The 18,326-nt window shown below is 73.2% G+C and carries 17 protein-coding genes; 10 read left to right on the top strand and 7 right to left on the bottom strand.

Annotation, left to right across the window (positions count from 1 at the left end; genetic code table 11):
- Positions 1-15: 15 nt before the first annotated feature.
- Positions 16-1,500 (top strand): MocR-like transcription factor YczR, encoded by a 1,485-nt coding sequence (gene yczR / locus H291_RS0107090; protein WP_020014284.1) that lies wholly within the window; start codon positions 16-18, stop codon positions 1,498-1,500.
- A 30-nt stretch (positions 1,501-1,530) separates the two neighbouring features.
- Here the strand turns inward: yczR and H291_RS0107085 are convergent, their stop codons facing one another.
- From H291_RS0107085 to H291_RS0107070, 4 genes are read right to left on the bottom strand one after another with little or no spacing between them, the layout of a single operon-like run.
- A complete protein-coding gene (locus H291_RS0107085) occupies positions 1,531-1,740 on the bottom strand; it encodes a hypothetical protein (RefSeq protein WP_020014283.1) in 210 nt (69 codons plus the stop codon).
- On the bottom strand, positions 1,737-2,834 hold the full coding sequence (locus H291_RS0107080) for a quinone-dependent dihydroorotate dehydrogenase (protein ID WP_020014282.1): 1,098 nt from the start codon (positions 2,832-2,834) through the stop codon (positions 1,737-1,739). Before H291_RS0107080 ends, H291_RS0107085 begins: the two co-directional genes overlap by 4 nt.
- The gene (locus tag H291_RS29025; RefSeq protein WP_157236757.1) at positions 2,831-3,304 is read right to left on the bottom strand and encodes a hypothetical protein; all 474 of its coding nucleotides are present in this window, start codon (positions 3,302-3,304) and stop codon (positions 2,831-2,833) included. Before H291_RS29025 ends, H291_RS0107080 begins: the two co-directional genes overlap by 4 nt.
- Complete coding sequence (locus tag H291_RS0107070) at positions 3,304-3,663, bottom strand: hypothetical protein (protein ID WP_020014280.1); 360 nt, start codon at positions 3,661-3,663, stop codon at positions 3,304-3,306. The genes H291_RS29025 and H291_RS0107070 overlap by 1 nt, the downstream gene beginning before the upstream one ends.
- Positions 3,664-3,807: 144 nt before the next feature.
- Here H291_RS0107070 and H291_RS0107065 point away from each other — a divergent pair, with 144 nt between their 5' ends.
- On the top strand, positions 3,808-5,370 hold the full coding sequence (locus H291_RS0107065; protein ID WP_020014279.1) for a leucyl aminopeptidase: 1,563 nt from the start codon (positions 3,808-3,810) through the stop codon (positions 5,368-5,370).
- A 159-nt stretch (positions 5,371-5,529) separates the two neighbouring features.
- Here H291_RS0107065 and H291_RS0107060 read toward each other — a convergent pair whose 3' ends face one another.
- Complete coding sequence (locus H291_RS0107060; protein ID WP_020014278.1) at positions 5,530-5,880, bottom strand: hypothetical protein; 351 nt, start codon at positions 5,878-5,880, stop codon at positions 5,530-5,532.
- A 227-nt stretch (positions 5,881-6,107) separates the two neighbouring features.
- On the opposite strand from H291_RS0107060, the gene lpdA reads away from it, so the two are divergent.
- The 3 genes from lpdA (at position 6,108) to H291_RS0107045 (ending at position 10,513) form a co-directional block, all read left to right on the top strand.
- Positions 6,108-7,541: a dihydrolipoyl dehydrogenase gene (gene lpdA / locus H291_RS0107055; protein ID WP_051109389.1), complete on the top strand. Its 1,434-nt coding sequence runs from the start codon at positions 6,108-6,110 to the stop codon at positions 7,539-7,541.
- 29 nt (positions 7,542-7,570) lie between these two features.
- The gene (sucB, locus tag H291_RS0107050; protein WP_020014276.1) at positions 7,571-9,397 is read left to right on the top strand and encodes a 2-oxoglutarate dehydrogenase, E2 component, dihydrolipoamide succinyltransferase; all 1,827 of its coding nucleotides are present in this window, start codon (positions 7,571-7,573) and stop codon (positions 9,395-9,397) included.
- Between the two features lie 165 nt (positions 9,398-9,562).
- A complete protein-coding gene (locus H291_RS0107045; RefSeq protein WP_033325787.1) occupies positions 9,563-10,513 on the top strand; it encodes a TIGR01777 family oxidoreductase in 951 nt (316 codons plus the stop codon).
- Positions 10,514-10,559: 46 nt separating this feature from the next.
- Here H291_RS0107045 and H291_RS0107040 read toward each other — a convergent pair whose 3' ends face one another.
- Together H291_RS0107040 and H291_RS0107035 are read right to left on the bottom strand one after the other, a co-directional pair.
- Entirely contained in the window at positions 10,560-11,951 is a 1,392-nt protein-coding gene (locus tag H291_RS0107040; RefSeq protein ID WP_020014274.1) for a hypothetical protein, read from the bottom strand.
- A gap of 251 nt (positions 11,952-12,202) precedes the next feature.
- Positions 12,203-13,291 (bottom strand): Gfo/Idh/MocA family oxidoreductase, encoded by a 1,089-nt coding sequence (locus tag H291_RS0107035; RefSeq protein WP_033325785.1) that lies wholly within the window; start codon positions 13,289-13,291, stop codon positions 12,203-12,205.
- 166 nt (positions 13,292-13,457) lie between these two features.
- Between H291_RS0107035 and H291_RS0107030 the strand changes: the two genes are divergently transcribed.
- From H291_RS0107030 to H291_RS0107010, 5 genes are all read left to right on the top strand, one after another.
- A complete protein-coding gene (locus H291_RS0107030) occupies positions 13,458-14,171 on the top strand; it encodes an HNH endonuclease family protein (RefSeq protein WP_020014272.1) in 714 nt (237 codons plus the stop codon).
- 283 nt (positions 14,172-14,454) lie between these two features.
- Positions 14,455-15,450, top strand: coding sequence for a type IV toxin-antitoxin system AbiEi family antitoxin domain-containing protein (locus tag H291_RS32340; protein ID WP_020014271.1), 996 nt, complete (start codon positions 14,455-14,457; stop codon positions 15,448-15,450).
- A 123-nt stretch (positions 15,451-15,573) separates the two neighbouring features.
- The gene (gene lipB / locus H291_RS0107020; protein ID WP_026365493.1) at positions 15,574-16,287 is read left to right on the top strand and encodes a lipoyl(octanoyl) transferase LipB; all 714 of its coding nucleotides are present in this window, start codon (positions 15,574-15,576) and stop codon (positions 16,285-16,287) included.
- A 91-nt stretch (positions 16,288-16,378) separates the two neighbouring features.
- Complete coding sequence (lipA, locus tag H291_RS0107015) at positions 16,379-17,380, top strand: lipoyl synthase (RefSeq protein ID WP_026365492.1); 1,002 nt, start codon at positions 16,379-16,381, stop codon at positions 17,378-17,380.
- Between the two features lie 42 nt (positions 17,381-17,422).
- Positions 17,423-18,160: a DUF4191 domain-containing protein gene (locus H291_RS0107010; RefSeq protein ID WP_020014268.1), complete on the top strand. Its 738-nt coding sequence runs from the start codon at positions 17,423-17,425 to the stop codon at positions 18,158-18,160.
- Positions 18,161-18,326: the final 166 nt, after the last annotated feature.

Raw genomic sequence — 18,326 nt, 5'->3', positions numbered from 1 at the left:
GCAAGAGTGGCCCCTATGTCCGCCGCGACCCCGACCGTGCTGCGCCAGCTCTCCCCCGCCACGACCGCCCGGCTGCTGGGTGCGTGGCACGCGGGCGGGCCGGCGTACATCGCCCTCGCCGACGCCCTGCGGGCCGCCGTCCTGTCCGGCACGCTCGCGCCCAACACCCGCCTGCCCAGCGAGCGCGAGCTCGCCGCCACGCTGCGGGTGTCGCGCACCACGACGTCGGGCGCGTACGCGCGGCTGCGCGAGCTGGGCTTCGCGGTGAGCCGTGTCGGGTCGGGCACGGTCGCCACGCTGCCGCAGCGCAGCGCCGAGCCTGCTCCCGGCCGCCCGGCCGGCGGCGACGCCCCCGTGCCCGACGACGCCCTGCGGGCGGCGACGCCGGCGGGTGCCACGTCCGGCGTCGGGCACCTGGACCTGTGGCAGGCCACGCCGCCCGCCCCGCCCGAGCTGCACGAGGCCTTCGCCCGCGCCCTGGAGCGGCTGCCGGCCTACCTCGACTCCGGCGGGTACGAGCCGCACGGGCTCGCGCCGCTGCGCGAGGCGGTCGCCGCGCGCTACCGCGAGCGCGGCGTGCCGACCACGGCCGACCACATCCTCGTGACCACGGGCGCGCAGCAGGCGATCGCCCTGCTGGCGCACACCCACCTGCGGCCGGGCGACCGCGCGGTCGTGGAGTCGCCCACCTACTTCCACGCCATGGAGTCCATGCGCGACGCCGGGGGCCGGGTGGTCGGCGTGCCCACGGGGCCGCTCGACGTCGACCTGCTGGCCTCCACGGTGCGGCGCGCCCAGCCGCGCCTGGTGTACCTGGTGCCGGACTTCCAGAACCCGACGGGGTTCGTGCTGTCCGCCGACGAGCGCGCCGCGGTCCGGGAGATCGCCGACCGGTTCGGCGTCACGGTGGTCGGGGACGAGACGCTCGTCGAGCTCAACCTGTCGGACCAGCCGATGCCGCCTGCCTTCGCCGGGGACGGCACGTCGCCGCACGTCGTGTCGGTGGGGTCTGCGTCCAAGGCGTTCTGGGGCGGCCTGCGGGTCGGCTGGGTCCGGGCGCACCCGCAGGTGATCTCGCACCTCGCGCGGGCGCGGCAGTCCGCGGACATCGCGACGGCGGTGCTGGAGCAGCTCGCCGTGGTCGAGCTGCTCGGGCGCCACGAGGAGGTCATGGCAGGCCGGCGGCGCATGCTGCGCGAACGGCGGGACCTGCTGGTCGGCCGGCTCCGCGAGGCGTTCCCGTGGGACGTGCCGACGCCGCAGGGCGGGCTGTTCTGCTGGGCCGACCTGGGCCGGCCCGTCGCGCAGGCGTTCGCCGCGGCGGCGGCCGCCGAGGGCGCCCTGGTCGCGGCCGGGCCGATCTTCAGCCCCGACAGCACCGGCGCGGCGTCCCGCGTGCGGCTCACCTTCACGCGGTCGCCCGCCGAGCTGGCCGACGCCGTGCCGCGGCTGGCCCGGGCCTGGGCGCGGGTGGCGCCGTCGGGCAGGGCGAGGCACTGACCGCGCCCCTGGCACGGCTCCGGGCGAGCCTCAGTGGGTTCGCAGCTCCACGCCCGGCGCCGCCTGCGTGCCGTCGTGCAGCAGGCTCGCCTGCACGGCGCCGACGGCCGCGAGCTCGCGCCAGTGCTCGCCGAGCCACTGCTCGGCGTCGTACTGCGCGGTGAAGACGGGCGTGACGGGCTCGGTCAGGCGACGCCCCTCGGCGTCGTCCAGGGCCCACTCCCACTGCGGACGGATCACTCGTACCTCCCACTTGCCGTGGAGCCCGCCGAACGGGTCAGGGCGCGGTTGATCTCCGACGCCCACAGCGGCCCCTCGTAGACGAACGACGTGTACCCCTGGGTCAGGTCGGCGCCCGCGCGCAGGTACGCGCGGACGTCGTCGGCCCGGGTGATGCCGCCCACGCCGATGATGACGGGTCCGGTGCCGAGGCGCTCCCGCAGGCGCGCGACGACCTCGATGCCCCGACCCAGCAGCGGCGGGCCGGACAGGCCGCCCGGGCCGCGGTCGTGCCCGATGGTGGTGTTGACCGCGACGACGCCGTCCAGGCCCAGCTCCAGCACGAGGTCGGCGACGGCGTCGACGTCGTCGTTCGCGAGGTCGGGCGCGATCTTGACCAGGAGCGGCACGCGCCGCCCGGTGCCGCGGCCGGCGGCCGTGCCGACCGTGGCCTCGTCGGCGGCGGCGCGGACGGCCTCCAGGATGGGCCGCAGCGACTCGGTCGCCTGCAGGTCGCGCAGGCCCGGCGTGTTCGGGGACGAGACGTTGACCACCAGGTAGTCCGCCCAGGGGGCGAGCAGCCGGGCCGACGTCGCGTAGTCACCCGCCGCGAACTCCGGCGGCGTCACCTTGGACTTGCCGATGTTGGCGCCGACGACGATCGCGCGGCCCGCGGCGGTGCTCCGCAGCGCCCGCAGGCGCTCGGCGGCGGCCGCCGCGCCCTCGTTGTTGAAGCCCATCCGGTTGCGCACGCCCCGCACGTCGAGCTCGCGCCACATGCGCGGCTTCTCGTTCCCGGGCTGCGGGCGGGCGGTGACGGTGCCGATCTCGACGAACCCGAAGCCGAGCATCGTCAGGCCCCGGATCGCGCGGGCGTTCTTGTCGAACCCGCCGGCCAGGCCGAACGGCGCCGGCACCACGCGGCCGAAGAGGCGCACGCTGCCCGGGCCGCCGGCGCGCTGGCCGAGGTACGGGGCCAGCGCCCCCTGCGCGACGTCCCGGAGCACCGGCACCTTGCCGGCGCGCTCGATCATCGAGAACGCGAGCTCGTGGGCCCGCTCCGGGTCCATCCGGCGGAAGATGCCGTTGAACAACAACGAGTACGGCCAGCTCATGCGGTCCTCTCCTCGGACGTGCTGCGCGACGTCCGCCACAGCCACCACAGCCCGACGAACGGCAGGACCAGCGGCACGTAGCCGTAGCCCTGGCCGAACCCGGACCAGACGGTCGACTCCCCGAACACGCCGGGGTCGGCCAGCGACAGGGCGCCGATCGTGACGACGCCCACCGCCTCGATCCCGACGGTGATCCAAGCGGTCACGCGCCAGGCGGGCGTGCCGATCGCGAGCGCGAAGGTGGCGACCACGTACACCGCGGCCGCCAGGGTCGAGAGCGTGTAGGCCACGGGGGCCTCGCCGAACTTCACGACGAGCTCGTAGGACGACCGGCCCAGGGCGGCGAACGCCAGGATGCCGTACACGGTCACCAGCACGCGGCCGAAGCCCCGCCCGGTCCGCCGTGCGGCCGTCCTCTCGCTCGGCCCCGTCGGTCCAGCCGGTCCGGTCGGTTCCGTCGGATCTGTCATCACGCCCCCATCCAGATCTGCCACATGCGCCACTCCAGGAACGCCACCGTCAGGGACGCCACGAGCAGCACGACCGAGCTCCACCTGGTGCGCTCGGCGAAGGCCCACGCGGCGGCGACCGGCAGGATCACCAGGGTCGTGGCGAAGTAGCCCCAGAACAGCAGCGGGTCGCTCGCCCCGCCACCGCCCGCGCCCTGCACGATCGCGACGACACCCTGCACGAGCAGCAGGACCTCGATCGCGGCGCCGCCCCACAGCTGGTTCAGGATCACGGCGCGGTCGCGGGCGACGAACCAGCCGGCCCACCCGGCCAGGGCCACGCAGAGCGCGACCACGAGGAGCAGGAGGCCAAGGATCACGTCCGCAGACTACCGGGCGGCACCGGCCCACCGGCAATCGGATCGCGCGTGACCTGCGCCTCGATCGGCCCGTCCAGGGCCGGTAGGCAGGCCGTTCCCCCGCTCACGGACCGGCGGTCAGAGGTGCGGGATACGATCGGCTGCGTGACCGACGTGACCCTCTCCAGCAAGAATCCCACCGCCGTGAAGGCCGAAGCGCTCGTGGTGGCGACCGCCCAGACGTCGGACGGCGTAGCCGTCGTGTCCGACCAGCTCCCCACCGACCTGCTCACGCAGCTCGAGACGCTCGCCCCGCAGCTCGGCGTCACGGGTGCGCGCGACGAGGTCCGCAAGATCCCGGCCGGCGACAAGCTCGCCGCCGACGTCCTGGTGCTGACCGGCCTGGGCGAGCGCACCGAGGACGGCACGTTCACCGCGGAGACCCTGCGCCGTGCCGCCGGTGCCGCGACCCGCGAGCTCGCGGGCCTCTCCTCCGCCGCCATCGCGCTGCCCGCCTCCGACGACGCGGAGATCACCGCCGTCACCGAGGGCGCGCTGCTGGGCGCCTACGCGTTCAACCGCTACCGGACCTCGGGCAAGGCCACGAAGGACGGGGCGAAGGACGCCAAGGACGCCAAGAACGGCGCCCGGAACGGCAAGGACCCGGTCGCCGCGATCGAGATCCTCACCCCGCTGCACAAGAACGCGAAGGCCAAGCTCGCCGCCGAGCGCGCCGAGATCCTCGCCGCGGCCGTGCACGCCACGCGTGACCTGGTCAACACCGCGCCCAACGAGCTCTACCCGGCCACCTTCGCCGACGCCGCCAAGGCCGCGGCCAAGGACGTCAAGCACCTCAAGGTGACGGTGCTGGACGACAAGCAGCTCGCCTCGGGCGGCTACGGCGGGCTCACCGCCGTGGGCCAGGGCTCGTCCCGCGGCCCGCGCCTCGTCAAGGTCGCCTACACGCCGGCCAAGCCGACCGCCAAGGTGGCGCTCGTGGGCAAGGGCATAACGTTCGACTCGGGCGGCATCTCGATCAAGCCCGCCGCCGGCATGGAGGCCATGAAGTCCGACATGGCCGGCGCCGCCGCCGTCCTGTCCACGGTGGTCGCCGCGGCCAAGCTGAACCTGCCGGTCGCCGTCACCGGCTACCTCTGCCTCGCGGAGAACATGCCGGGCGGCAACGCGCAGCGCCCCGCCGACGTCATCACCATCTACGGCGGCAAGACCGTCGAGGTGCTGAACACCGACGCCGAGGGCCGCATCGTCATGGCGGACGGCCTGGTCTCCGCCGTCGAGGACGGCCACGACGTGGTGCTCGACATCGCGACGCTCACCGGCGCGCAGATGGTGGCGCTCGGCAACCGCACGTCCGCCGTCATGGGCACCGACGCGGTGCGCGACGAGGTCAAGGCCGCCGCCGACGCCTCGGGCGAGCTGTTCTGGCCGATGCCGCTCCCCGAGGAGCTCAAGTCGAACATCAAGTCCAAGGTGGCCGACGTCGCCAACTCCGGCCCGCGGTGGGGCGGCATGCTCAACGCCGGCCTGTTCCTGCAGACCTTCGTGGGCGACCACCCGTGGGCCCACCTGGACATCGCCGGGCCGGCCTTCAACGAGGGCGGCGCGCACGGGTACACCTCCGGCGGCGGCACCGGCGTGGGCGTGCGCACGCTGCTGAGCTTCGTCGAGGGCCGCGCGGCGGCCGCGGCGGCCGCTCCCGCGAAGTAGAACCACGGCGAAGTTGTGGCGAGGTAGAACTCCAGCGAGGTAGAACCCTGGCGAGGCGGCCGAAGCTGCCTCGCCAGGGTTCTACCTCGCTCTGGTTCTACCTCGCTGGAGTTCTACCTCGCTGGAGTTCTCTCTCGCCGGAGTTCTACCTCGGCGGGATCACTTCTTGCGCTGGGCGCTGTTCCAGTCGCGCATCCGCTGCGGGTAGCCGGTGAACCGCACGTTGTACACGGGCACCCCGAGCTGGTTCGCGATGTCGAAGGCGGTGCGCTCGTCGGGCACTCGGCGGCGCGTCCACTCCCCCGTGCTGGCCACGAGCAGGATGGTGCTGGGGATGTCGGTGGTCGGCGGCTCCACGTAGGCCTCGACGCCGACCCGCGAGGAGATGAACTCACCGAGGTGTGCCAGGGTCTGGCGACGCGCGTCGTTGCTGGTCGGGCGCGCGCCGCCGCCGGGCGTGGAGCGTCGCTGGAAGAAACGCGCGAGCGAGCTACGAGACTGGCGGGGCATGCACCGAGGGTACTAGCGAGAGCGGCAGTGTCCTAGGCATCTCCACGCACATCGCAGGAAACTCGCACTTCCGGAGCCGCCCGCCTTTTCACAACGGCGTCATTTGCGTCAATGTCGCCACGGTCACACCCGACAGACGGGGTGCACGATTGGGGCCACGCCCGCTGAAGTGTCAAGATGGCTTGCGGCGCCAACCCGCGCAGCAGACGCAGTCACCTCCGCCATCCATGAGGAGCCAGCACTTGCCTACGCATGACAACCCGGACACGTACGACGTCGTCGTGCTCGGTGGGGGAAGCGGCGGCTACGCGGCCGCCCTCCGCGCCGCGCAGCTGGGCCAGAGCGTGGCCCTCGTGGAGAAGGACAAGCTCGGCGGGACCTGCCTGCACGTGGGCTGCGTGCCCACCAAGGCGCTCCTGCACGCGGCCGAGGTGGCCGACGCCGCCGCGCACGGCGCGCAGTTCGGCGTCCGCACCTCGCTGGACGGCATCGACATGCCCGGCGTGCTCGCCTACAAGGACTCCGTGGTCGCGGGCCTGTACAAGGGCCTGCAGGGGCTGATCGCCTCCCGGAAGATCACCGTCGTCGAGGGGCACGGCACGCTCGCCTCCCCAGGCGTCGTCGAGGTCACCGCCGCGGACGGCACGAAGACCGCCTACACCGGCACCCACGTGGTGCTCGCAACCGGTTCGTACGCCCGGAGCCTGCCGGGCCTCGACCTCGGCGGCCGCGTCATCACCTCCGACCAGGCGCTCACGCTGGACACCGTGCCGAAGTCCGTGGTGGTGCTCGGCGGCGGCGTGATCGGCGTGGAGTTCGCGAGCGTCTGGAAGTCCTTCGGCGCCGACGTGCAGATCGTCGAGGCGCTGCCCCACCTCGTGCCGAACGAGGACGTCGCGCTCTCGAAGGCGCTGGAGCGCGCGTTCCGCAAGCGCGGCATCAAGTTCTCCCTGGGCGACCGCTTCGCCCAGGTCAAGCAGTCCGACGACGGCGTGAAGGTCGAGCTCGAGTCGGGCGCCACGTTCGACGCCGAGCTGCTGCTCGTCGCCGTCGGACGCGGCGCGCGGACCGCCGACCTCGGGTACGAGGCCGCCGGCGTGCGCGTCGACCGCGGTTTCGTCCTGACCGACGAGCTGCTCCGCACCGGCGTCACCACGCCGGCAGGCGGGCAGGTCTGGGCGGTCGGCGACATCGTGCCGGGCCTGCAGCTCGCCCATCGCGGGTTCGCGCAGGGCATCTACGTGGCCGAGCAGATCGCGGGCCAGTCGCCCGCGCCGATCGACGAGGCGGCGATCCCGCGCGTCACCTACTGCGAGCCGGAGGTGGCGTCGGTAGGCGTCACCGAGGCGAAGGCCGCCGAGCTGTACGGTCCGGACCAGGTGGAGACCATCGAGTACAACCTCGCGGGCAACGGCAAGAGCAAGATCCTGGGTACCCAGGGCTTCGCCAAGCTGGTGCGCCGCAAGGACGGACCCGTGGTCGGTATGCACCTGATCGGCTCGCGTGTGGGCGAGCTGATCGGCGAGGGCCAGCTCATCGTGGGCTGGGAGGCGTTCCCTGAGGACGTCGCCTCGCTCGTCCACGCACATCCCACCCAGAACGAGGCACTCGGAGAGGCACACATGGCACTGGCCGGCAAGCCTCTGCACGCCCACAACTGACCATAACGACAAAGGAGACCTCACAGGTCATGTCTGAGAACGTGCAGCTGCCGGCCCTCGGCGAATCCGTCACCGAGGGCACTGTCACCCGCTGGCTCAAGGCTGTCGGCGACGAGGTCGCCGTCGACGAGCCGCTGCTCGAGGTGTCGACCGACAAGGTCGACACCGAGATCCCGTCGCCGATCGCCGGCGTCCTCGAGCAGATCCTCGTCCAGGAGGACGACACCGTGGAGGTCGGCGCGACCCTCGCCGTCATCGGTGACGGCTCCGGCTCCGGTGCCGCCCCGGCGGCGCCCGCGGCCGAGCCCGCCGCTGCGGAAGCTCCCGCCGAGGAGGCTCCCGCGGCCGAGCCCGAGCCGGCTCAGCCGGCCGAGGCCACGCCCGCCGAGGCGCCCGCCGCCGAGGCCCCCGCGCCCGCCGCCGCTCCGGCTCCGGCCGGTGGCGGCACCGACGTGCCGCTGCCCGCCCTGGGCGAGTCGGTCACCGAGGGCACCGTGACGCGCTGGCTCAAGGAGGTCGGTGACGACGTCGCCGTCGACGAGCCGCTCCTCGAGGTCTCGACCGACAAGGTCGACACCGAGATCCCGTCGCCGGTCGCCGGCAAGCTCCAGGAGATCCTGGTCAAGGAGGACGAGACCGTCGAGGTCGGCGCCATCCTGGCCCGCGTCGGCTCCGGCGCCGCCGCTCCGGCGGCCGAGGCCCCGGCAGCTCCGGCCCCCGAGGCGCCGAAGACCGAGGCTCCGGCCGAGGCCACCCCGGTGCCGGACCCGGCCGCGGACTCCCCGGCCCCGGCCGAGGCCGCCTCCCCCGCTCCGGCGGCTCCGGCTCCGGCCGCGCCCGCCCCGGCCGCTCCGGCTCCGGCCGCCCCGGCGCCCGCTGCCCCGGCCCCGGCCGCGCCGGCTCCCGCCGCTGCCGCTGGTCGCACCGCCGGCTCGTACCTGACCCCGCTCGTGCGCAAGCTCGCCGCGGAGAAGGGCGTCGACGTCGCCACGGTGACGGGTACCGGCGTCGGTGGTCGCATCCGCAAGGAGGACGTGCTCGCCGCGGCCGAGGCGAAGGCCGCTCCGGCCCCCGCCGCTGCCGCCGCGCCCGCTGCCGCCAAGGCCCCCGCGGCCAAGCTCGAGGTGTCGCCGCTGCGTGGCACCACCGAGAAGATGTCGCGCCTGCGCAAGATCGTCGCCGAGCGCATGCTCGAGGCCGTGCAGACGCAGGCCCAGCTGACCACGGTCATGGAGGTCGACGTCACGCGCGTCGCGAAGCTCCGGGCCAAGGCCAAGGAGTCCTTCGCCGCTCGCGAGGGTGCCAAGCTGACGTTCCTGCCGTTCTTCACGCAGGCCGCCGTCGAGGCGCTCAAGGCGTACCCGAAGATCAACGCCACGATCGACACCGAGAAGGGCGAGATCACCTACCACGGCTCGGAGAACGTCGGCATCGCCGTCGACACCGAGCGCGGCCTGGTGGTCCCGGTCATCAAGAACGCGGGCGACCTGAACCTCGCCGGCATCGCCCGGCAGATCCAGGACCTGGGTGCGCGCACCCGGGCCAACAAGGTCACGCCGGACGAACTCTCGGGCAGCACGTTCAACATCACGAACACCGGCTCGGGCGGCTCGCTCATCGACACGCCGATCGTGCCGCTGGGCCACGCCGCCATCCTGGGCACGGGCACCATCACCAAGCGCCCGGTCGTGGTGACCGACGCCGAGGGCAACGAGAGCATCGCGGTGCGCTCGATGTCGTACATCTTCCTGTCCTACGACCACCGCCTGGTCGACGGTGCGGACGCCGCGCGCTTCCTCACCGCGATCAAGAACCGTATCGAAGAGGGCGCGTTCGAGGCCGAGGTCGGCCTCTGACCAAGGCCTCCGGGTCGGCCGGGTAGCCTCGCGCGCCCGACGTCGACCAGCAGGTAGAACGCTGTGGCCGGTCCCGCTCCGGGGCCGGCCACGGTCGTTCCCGGGGGCAGCCGTGGCCCTTCCCGGAGACGACGGGAGGAGTGCCGGGCAGGCTAGATTCGCGGGATGGACGTAGTGGTGGCCGGGTCCCACGGTCTCGTCGGTTCCGCGCTGGTCGCGGACCTCGTGGAGCGGGGTCACGGTGTGCGCCGCCTGGTGCGCCGGGGCGCGGAGGCTGACAACGGCTCGGCCGCCGGGGCGACTCCCGCCGGGGACGACGCCGCCGTCCGGCAGGTGCCCTGGGACCCGCGGACCGGGGAGCTCGACCCGGCCGCGCTGGAGGGCGCGGGCGCCGTCGTGAACCTGGCCGGGGCCGGGATCGGCGACCACCGCTGGACCCCGGCCTACAAGCAGAAGCTCCTGGGCTCCCGCACCACCACCACGAGCCTGCTGGCTCGCACGATCGCGCGGCTGGACGGGCCGCCGGTGCTGGTCAACGCCTCCGCGGTCGGGGCGTACGGGGACCGCGGGGACGAGCTGCTGACCGAGGCGTCGGAGCGCGGGGACGACTTCCTCGCCCACCTGGTCAAGGCGTGGGAGAACGCCACGGCCCCCGCCGCGGAGGCCGGCGCGCGGGTGGTCTGGCTGCGCAGCGGCATCGTGCTCGCGCCGTCGGGCGGGGCGCTCGGCCGGATGCTGCCGCTCCTGCGCCTGGGCGTGGGCGGGCCGCTCGGCAGCGGCCGGCAGTGGTGGAGCTGGATCACGCTGGCCGACGAGGTCGCGGCCGTCCGGCACGTCATCGACGCGAACGTCCGCGGGCCCGTGAACGCCGTCGCGCCCGAGCCCACCACCAACCGGGAGCTGACCCGCGCGCTCGCCCGGGCACTGTCGCGTCCGGCGGGGCTGGCGGTGCCCCGGTTCGCGCTACGGATCGCGCTCGGGCAGCTCGCCGACGACCTGATCGCCTCGCAGCGCGTGGTGCCCGCCGTGCTGAACCGCACGGGGTTCACCTGGACGCACGCCGACCCGGAGGCGGCGGCCCGCTGGGTAGCGGGCCGCCCGGCCACCGGCGCCTAGCGCCGTCCGCTCTGTCGACAGCCGATCTTGCCGACAGCTGACCGGGTCAGCGGACCTCGCTGACCCGCCAGCCGCCCGGGGTCCAGACCAGGGTCAGGTCCGCCGACTCCTTCGAGGCGGGCACGGCCGTCTGACCGCTGTCGGACACCTGGATGTGGGCCGTGATCGTGTACTCGATCCGGACGACCGCCTCGATCGGCGCCCGCTTGTCCGACGCCTTGCTCTCGCCGGAGTCCGACGTCTGGGTCGTCTTGTTCGACGTCGTGGTCGCGCTCTGCACGGCCGACGCGGCACCCGGGCCCTGCGTCACGACCTCGGTGGAGCGGATCTCCGCGGAGGCGCCGACCACCTGGGCCTTGTTCTGCTTGAGCTCCTCGAGAACCTGCTGGTCTGCCAGGTAGGCCGGCGACCCCTCGAGGTTGACCATGCTGATGTCGGACACGGCGCCCGCCAGCAGAGCCAGGCGACGCTCGGTCAGCTCGACCGCGGCACCCGCCGGGTCCTTGGCGTTGCTCACCGGGTTGATGCCGCCCCACACGGGGGCCGAGGACTCGGGCGACGGCGCCGCGACCGCGGGCTCCTCGCCGCCGAAGGCCTCGGGGATCGCGGTGACGCCCGCGGAGATCCCCGCGACGACGCCGGCCGCGATCATCACGGAAGCGAGCACGGTGCCCACGGTGGTGCGCGGTTCGACGGCCTTGGCGCCCGGCCGGGTGCCGGCTCCGCGGCCGGTGACCGGCAGTGTCGCCCGGCGGCGGGCGGTGGCCGCCCAGGTGCGGGCGTCGACGGCGGCGATGGACCCCGTGAGGGTCCGGGCGGCCGAGCGCCACGCCGACGGCGTGTGCGCCCCGAGCGGCACGTGGCCGGCGAGGGGCACCGGGCCGCTGATGGCGGCCGAGACGAGCGCCGAGCCGTCCGGGAGCCGCACGGGCACGGGCCGCACGGCGTCGTTGGCGAGCGCCGCGAGCGTGCCCGGCTCGGGCCGGTCGCGCGGGTCCTCAGCGCGGGCGCGGGCCAGAACGGACCGCAGCGCCTGGTCGGCCTTGGCGTCCAGGCTCGGGCCGGGGAAGCCCAGCACGGACTCGACGAGCGTGGCCAGCGAGGTCACGTCGACGGGGTCGTCGCTGTGGTCGGGCAGCGTCACGCGGGGGCGGAGCACGGCGCTGCCGTCGCTGCGGAGCAGCACGTCGGTGGGCCGCACGCCGCCGTGGACCAGGCCCACGCTGTGCAGCGCGGCCAGGGCCTGCGCGACGGCGACGGTGATGCCCGCGCCCTCGGCGGCGGTCAGGGGGCCACGGGAGCCGACGGCGGTGGGCAGGTCGACCGCGCCCGTCCGCGACAGCCGGACATCGAGGTTGTCCGGTCCGTTCGGCGAGATCGCGATGAGCGGCACGAGATGGGGGTGGTCCAGTGTCGCGAGGGTGTCCAGGCGGCGCACCAGAAGGTCCCGAGACGCAGCGTCCGTCGGGACGGCTACGCGGACCAGTTCCGCGGATTCGATGTAGTGCACCCGTTCATGAGAACTCCGTGAATCGGAGCCCGCTCTTTATCCACAGGATTTGCCGAATCGTGAGCCCTGTGGGTGAACTCCTGGAAACGACAAAGGGCCCGGCGGGTGACCGCCGGACCCCTTTGGCCGTACCTGGGTGCGCCGTCGGCGCCGCGCCAGGACCTGCGCGAACGTTTGCGTCAGACGTCGACGAGGCGTCCTTCCTTGGCCGAGATCCGGGCCGCGTCCAGCACCTCCGCCGTGCGCACGGCGTCGGCCGGGTCGACCGGCACGTCGGCCTCGCCGGCGAGCCATTCGGCCACGGCCGAATAGAAGTCCTCGTGCCCGCCGCGGGGCTGCGGCACGGCGGTGCGCTCCCGGCCGCGGGTGAGCCAGCCGTGGGTGCCGTCGGGCTGGTCGTCGTCGAGCACGTCGAACGGCGAGGCGTCGCCCTCGAACGAGTTGACCACGTACGCGCCGCCGTCCCCCAGCACGCGCGTGCGGGGTCCGGGCGCGCCGACCAGGGAGCCGGCCCAGAGCCGCGAGACCACGCCCTTGGCCGGCGGCTCGACGCCGAACAGGACGTCGGCGGCCGCCGCGCGGCCCGGGACCACCCCGGGCTTCGTGCCCGGCGCGGCATGGTGCAGCACGAGGAAGACGTCGTCCTCGGTGGGCGTCGAGAGCGCGCGGGTCTCGGCGTACACGGACACGACCGGCCCGAACAGCTGGGTGGCCGAGTCGACGAGGTGCGGGCCGAGGTCGAGCAGGAGCCCGCCGCCCACGGTGTCGTTCTCCTTCCACCGCTGCTGCGGCTTGGGCCGCCAGCGCTCCCAGTGCCGCTCGAAGGTGTGCACCTTGCCGAGGTCACCACGGTCCAGCAGCGCCTTGAGCGTGAGCTGCTCCGGGTCCCAGCGCCGGTTGTGGAACACGGTGAACGGCGTGCCCGACGACGACGCGGCGCTCACCACCCGGCGCGCCTCGGCCGCCGTCGTCGCGATGGGCTTGTCCAGCACGAAGGGCTTGCCCGCCACGGAGACGGCGTTCGCGTGCTCGGCGTGCAGCGAGGAGGGGCTCGCGATGACCACGAGGTCGTAGAGCCCGGGCTCCGCGAGCATCGTCGTCAGGTCGTTGAACAGCCGCGCGCCCGGCCAGTCGCCGGCCGCCTGGACGCGCCGTCCGGGGTCGCGCGCGACGACCGCCGTTACCGACATACCCGCAGCTCGCGCCAGTCGAGCGTGAATTTGCCTGCCCGCTCCGCCGTAGCCGACAATCCCGATCCGAAGTGCCATGGCCCCATCGTGCCCCGCGGGGAGCAGCGACGCGAGATTACTGGTCAGCCGCTTAATCCCCGTAACACAACTCTGGCAGACTGGGGCAAGAGGTACGTTTCGCACGTTCTTAGTCTTTGTCCGGCCATCTGCGGTCCGGACCACCGGCCGACAGATTGAGGGGCTCGTGTCCGCCACAGCCAAGAAGTCCAGCCAGAACCGCAAGACCCTGCAGCTCGTGCTGATCGCCGTCGCGGCGCTCGTGCTCGCGGGAAACTTCATCGTCAAGTCGCTGGGTGACGACGTCGCCCCCGCGGAGGGCGCGGAGGGTTCCGCCCTCGCGACGCTGGACACCCTCACGGTGCAGGACGCCGCCACCAAGGACGGCTACGACCGCGAGTCCGACTTCGGCAGCACCTGGAAGGACGTCGACGGCAACGGCTGCGACACCCGCAACGACATGCTCCAGCGGGACCTCGACGACTTCGTGCTGACCGACGGCGACTCCTGCGAGGTGGCCTCCGGCACGCTCGACGACCCGTACACGGGCGAGACCATCGACTTCGAGCGCGGCGAGCGCTCCGGCGACGTGCAGATCGACCACGTCGTGGCGCTGATGAACGCCTGGACCACCGGCGCGGCCGACTGGGACAAGGACCTGCGCGTCGCGATCGCGAACGACCCGCTCAACCTGGTGGCCTCCGACGGCCCCGCCAACATGGGCAAGGGCGCCAAGGACGCCTCCGAGTGGCTCCCCGAGAACCAGGCGTACCGCTGCGAGTACGTGGCCCGGCAGATCGCGGTCAAGCACAAGTACGACCTCTGGATCACGCCCGCCGAGCACGACGCCATGGAGGACGTGCTGGCGAGCTGCCCGTCGGAGCCCCTCCCGGCGCCCTGACCCGGCCAATGCCTCTGGTTACCTTGGGGTAGCCGGTTGACCTCGGTTCAGCAGGCTCCGCGCGACCGTAACCGCACCCCGGACAGTCGCCCGCGGCCTGCTGAATCCCCCTCAGCTGGGGGGCTCCGGTGGCAGCTCTGGACGGGGCTTCCCCCAGGGGGCAGCCTCTCTGGACGTGGGAGCAAGGGTCGTGGCGCGACCACAGGAGGTCGGACGGCGGGGTTGTGCACAGGTGCCGCTTGCCCGACGGCGGCGAGGGGCCGCCCGGTGATCTGATCCCGGCATGCGTCCACTCGGTGCGGTTCCCCCGGCGATCTTCTCCCTCGCCGCGCGGCAGGAAGGCCTGGTCTCCGTCCGGCAGTGCTGCGCCGCCGGGGTCGACCGGCGCCGGATCGCCCGGCTCGTCAGCCACGGCGTCTGGCGGCGGGAAGGCGAACGGGTGCTCGACACGGATCCCGTCGAACCGGGAAAGCGGGTCCGGGACGACTACTTCGACCACCTCCGGCGCCGGTCCGCCGTGAAAGGCCTGCTCGTCTGGCCCGGGACGGCGGCCGTCGGGTCCGCGGCGCTCGCCCTGCACGGTGTCGCCGGACTGCCCCGGAACATCCAGCCCGAGGTCGCCTTTCCCCGGGGCGTGCGCCATCACGGGCGGGACGGCGTCGTCGTGCGCCAGTACGGGAACTTCGAGTCCCAGCCGTACAACGGCTGGCGCATCGCGAAGATCGGGCACGCGCTGGCCCAGGCCCTACCGAGCCTCTCCCGGGACGACGGCGTCGCGGTGGTCAGCAGCGCCCTGAACAAGAAGCTGCTCGACGACGCCGGGCTCGCAGAGGTGGAGCGCCTGCTGCACGGACGCCGCGGCGCGGCGCCCAGCCTGAGCCGCCTCGACCTGGCGAACCGCGGCGACGAGTCGCCCGCAGAGACCCGGGCCAGGCTCTCCTGCGTCGACCACGGCGTACCCCCGCACCGGGTTCAGGTCGTTTTCCGCAAGGGCGGGCAGTTCCTCGGCCGGTGCGACCTCGGCTGGCGCCTGCGCGACGGACGGTGGCTCGTCGTCGAGATCGACGGCATCGGGCCGCACTCCACGCCGGAGGCGCTGGTCAAGGACGCGCCCAGGCAGAACCGGCTGCTGGCGACCGGCAAGGTGGTGCTGCTGCGCTTCAAGCCCGCGGACAGCGACCAGCCCGGCGGCATCGGCGCCGTCGTCGCCGCCCACCTGAGAGACCTCCCATCCCAATCCCCACCCCCGGCTCGCCCGGCGGGCATCTCCCTCGACTGAGGTTGGTTCAGCAGGCTGGCAGCGGCCGTAATCGGGCTGATTACGGCCGCCTGCTGCCTGCTGAATTCCGGTCAACCAGGGTTGGCCCGTGCCCCGTCACCGGGCGGGCTTAGGGTGGCGGGCATGGATATCCGTCATCTCTCCGGGCACGTGGAGTACCACGAGGGCTGGGACCTGCAGCGGCGCACCCACGAGGGCGTCCGCGCGGACGAGCTGGCCGACACGGTCTTCTTCCTCGAGCACGAGTCCGTCTACACGGCGGGGGCGCGCACGCACCGGGACGAGTACCCGACCGACGGCACCGAGGTCATCAAGGTGGACCGCGGCGGCAAGATCACCTGGCACGGGCCGGGCCAGATCGTCGCCTACCCGATCATCAAGCTGGCCAAGCCGTTCGACGTCGTCGAGTACGTCCGCACGCTGGAGCAGGCCGTGATGGACGTGTGCGCCACGCTCGGCGTCGAGACCATGCGGGTCGAGGGCCGCTCGGGCGTCTGGCTCGCCGCGGACTCCCCCGACGTCCCCGACGCGCGGCTGGAGCGCAAGATCTGCGCCATCGGCGCGCGCGTCGCCAAGGGCGTCACCATGCACGGCCTGGCCCTGAACTGCGACGCCGACCTGGCGGCGTTCGACCACATCGTGCCGTGCGGCATCCCCGCGGAGGACGCCGACGTCACGTCGCTGACCGCCGAGCTCGGCCGGCAGGTCACCGTCGAGGAGGTGCGGCCGCTCCTGCAGGCGGCGCTGATCGAGCGCCTGGCACCCCTGCTCGCGGCCGACGAGGCTCCGTCCGCGGCCGACGAGGCGCCGTCGGAGGCTCTGACCGCGACCGCGTGACGAACGCCACTTGTCACCCGCCCGACGCCCGCGCGACGCCGGGCGCGCGAGGCATAGGCTGGGCCAACCCGCTGACCTGGGAGGGATCTGCGTGACCATCGCACCTGAAGGCCGACGCATGTTGCGCATCGAAGCGCGCAACTCGGCCACGCCCATCGAGAAGAAGCCCGAGTGGATCAAGACCCGGGCGGTGATGGGTCCCGAGTACCGCGACATGAAATCGCTCGTCAAGGGCGAGGGCCTGCACACGGTGTGCGAGGAGGCCGGCTGTCCCAACATCTTCGAGTGCTGGGAGGACCGCGAGGCCACCTTCCTCATCGGCGGTGACCAGTGCACCCGCCGCTGCGACTTCTGCCAGATCGACACCGGCAAGCCCGCCGACTTCGACAAGGACGAGCCGCGCCGCGTCGCCGAGTCCGTGCGGACCATGGGCCTGAAGTACTCGACCGTCACCGGCGTCGCACGCGACGACCTGGCCGACGGCGGCGCCTGGCTCTACGCCGAGACCGTGCGGCAGATCCACGCGCTGAACCCGGGCACCGGCGTCGAGCTGCTGATCCCGGACTTCAACGCCATCCCCGAGCTGCTCGACGCCGTCAACGAGTCGCGCCCCGAGGTGCTCGCGCACAACGTCGAGACCGTGCCGCGGATCTTCAAGCAGATCCGCCCGGCGTTCACCTACGAGCGGTCGCTCTCGGTCATCACCCGCGCCCGCGACGCCGGTCTCGTCACCAAGTCCAACCTGATCCTCGGCATGGGCGAGACGGTCGACGAGGTCAAGCAGGCGCTGCAGGACCTGCACGACGCCGGTTGCGACATCATCACGATCACCCAGTACCTGCGCCCGTCGCTGCGCCACCACCCGGTGGACCGCTGGGTGCGGCCGGAGGAATTCGTGGAGCTGTCCGAGACGGCGGAGGAGATCGGCTTCCTCGGCGTCATGGCGGGGCCGCTGGTGCGTTCGTCGTACCGCGCGGGCCGCCTGTGGGGCCAGGCGATGACCAAGCACGGCCGCCCGATCCCCGAGGCACTGTCGCACCTCGCCCAGCCCACCACCTCCCGCCAGGAGGCGGCGAGCCTGCTGGCGCGCTGACCCGGCACGCCGAACGCTCGCAGCGCACTAGAATCGATGACCATGGCCCGAACCTCGTCCGGAGGCGAAGCGCGCGACGACGCGTCCGTCACCAAGCAGAAGAAGCCCAAGAAGCGCCGCTGGTATCACCAGCTGTGGGACGTCTACAAGATGACCCGCAAGCAGAACCCGCTCGTCACCTGGTGGATGCTCGCCGCGTTCGTCGGTGTCGTCGCGGTAGCGCTGCTCATCGGCGTCCTCGCGGGCCCGTGGGTCTACGCGCTGGTCATCGGCGTGCCGTTCGGCGTGCTCGCGGCGATGTTCGTGCTGTCGCGCAGCGCCGAGAAGGCTGCCTACACGCAGATCGCCGGGCAGCCCGGTGCGGCGCGCGCCGCGCTCGGCACCGTCCGCGGCGGCTGGACGTTCGAGGACGAGCCGGTCGCCGTCGACGCCCGCAACCAGGACTTCGTGTTCCGGGGCGTGGGCCGGGCGGGCGTCGTGCTCGTCTCCGAGGGGCCGTCGCACCGCGTGACGCGGCTGCTCGACCAGGAGCGCAAGAAGGTCAGCCGCATCCTGTCGAACGTGCCGGTCACGGTGATCCAGTGCGGCGACGGCGAGGGGCAGGTGCCGCTGACCAAGGTCGCGCGCGCCGTCACCAAGCTGAAGTCGACGCTGACCCGCGCCGAGGTGGCCGAGATCAGCAAGCGCCTCAAGGCCATCGGCGGCATGAAGCTGCCGATCCCGAAGGGCATCGACCCGACCCGCGCCCGCCCCGACCGCAAGGGCATGCGCGGTCGCTGACCGGGCGCCGTCCGACGGCCGAACCGCCTGACCTCGAAGGGGGCGTCTCCCGCACGGGAGGCGCCCCCTTCGTTCGTCCGCCGACCGGTCCCCGGGCGTCCGATGGACGGACGCCGCCGGGCCGCCGCATGTGAGTTCTGGCACGCTGTGATAACGCGGCCGGGTC

This window comes from Promicromonospora sukumoe 327MFSha3.1, assembly GCF_000385135.1.
Lineage (GTDB): Bacteria > Actinomycetota > Actinomycetes > Actinomycetales > Cellulomonadaceae > Promicromonospora > Promicromonospora sukumoe_B.
This window is presented reverse-complemented; position numbering and strand designations above follow the sequence as displayed.

Coding starts and splice junctions, on each gene's coding strand:
- yczR (WP_020014284.1), top strand. CDS start 16: ATGTCCGCCGCGACCCCGACCGTGCTGCGCCAGCTCTCCCCCGCCACG.
- H291_RS0107080 (WP_020014282.1), bottom strand. CDS start 2,834: ATGAGCTGGCCGTACTCGTTGTTGTTCAACGGCATCTTCCGCCGGATG.
- H291_RS29025 (WP_157236757.1), bottom strand. CDS start 3,304: ATGACAGATCCGACGGAACCGACCGGACCGGCTGGACCGACGGGGCCG.
- H291_RS0107060 (WP_020014278.1), bottom strand. CDS start 5,880: ATGCCCCGCCAGTCTCGTAGCTCGCTCGCGCGTTTCTTCCAGCGACGC.
- lpdA (WP_051109389.1), top strand. CDS start 6,108: ATGAGGAGCCAGCACTTGCCTACGCATGACAACCCGGACACGTACGAC.
- sucB (WP_020014276.1), top strand. CDS start 7,571: ATGTCTGAGAACGTGCAGCTGCCGGCCCTCGGCGAATCCGTCACCGAG.
- H291_RS0107045 (WP_033325787.1), top strand. CDS start 9,563: ATGGACGTAGTGGTGGCCGGGTCCCACGGTCTCGTCGGTTCCGCGCTG.
- H291_RS0107035 (WP_033325785.1), bottom strand. CDS start 13,291: ATGGCACTTCGGATCGGGATTGTCGGCTACGGCGGAGCGGGCAGGCAA.
- H291_RS32340 (WP_020014271.1), top strand. CDS start 14,455: ATGCGTCCACTCGGTGCGGTTCCCCCGGCGATCTTCTCCCTCGCCGCG.
- lipB (WP_026365493.1), top strand. CDS start 15,574: ATGGATATCCGTCATCTCTCCGGGCACGTGGAGTACCACGAGGGCTGG.
- H291_RS0107010 (WP_020014268.1), top strand. CDS start 17,423: ATGGCCCGAACCTCGTCCGGAGGCGAAGCGCGCGACGACGCGTCCGTC.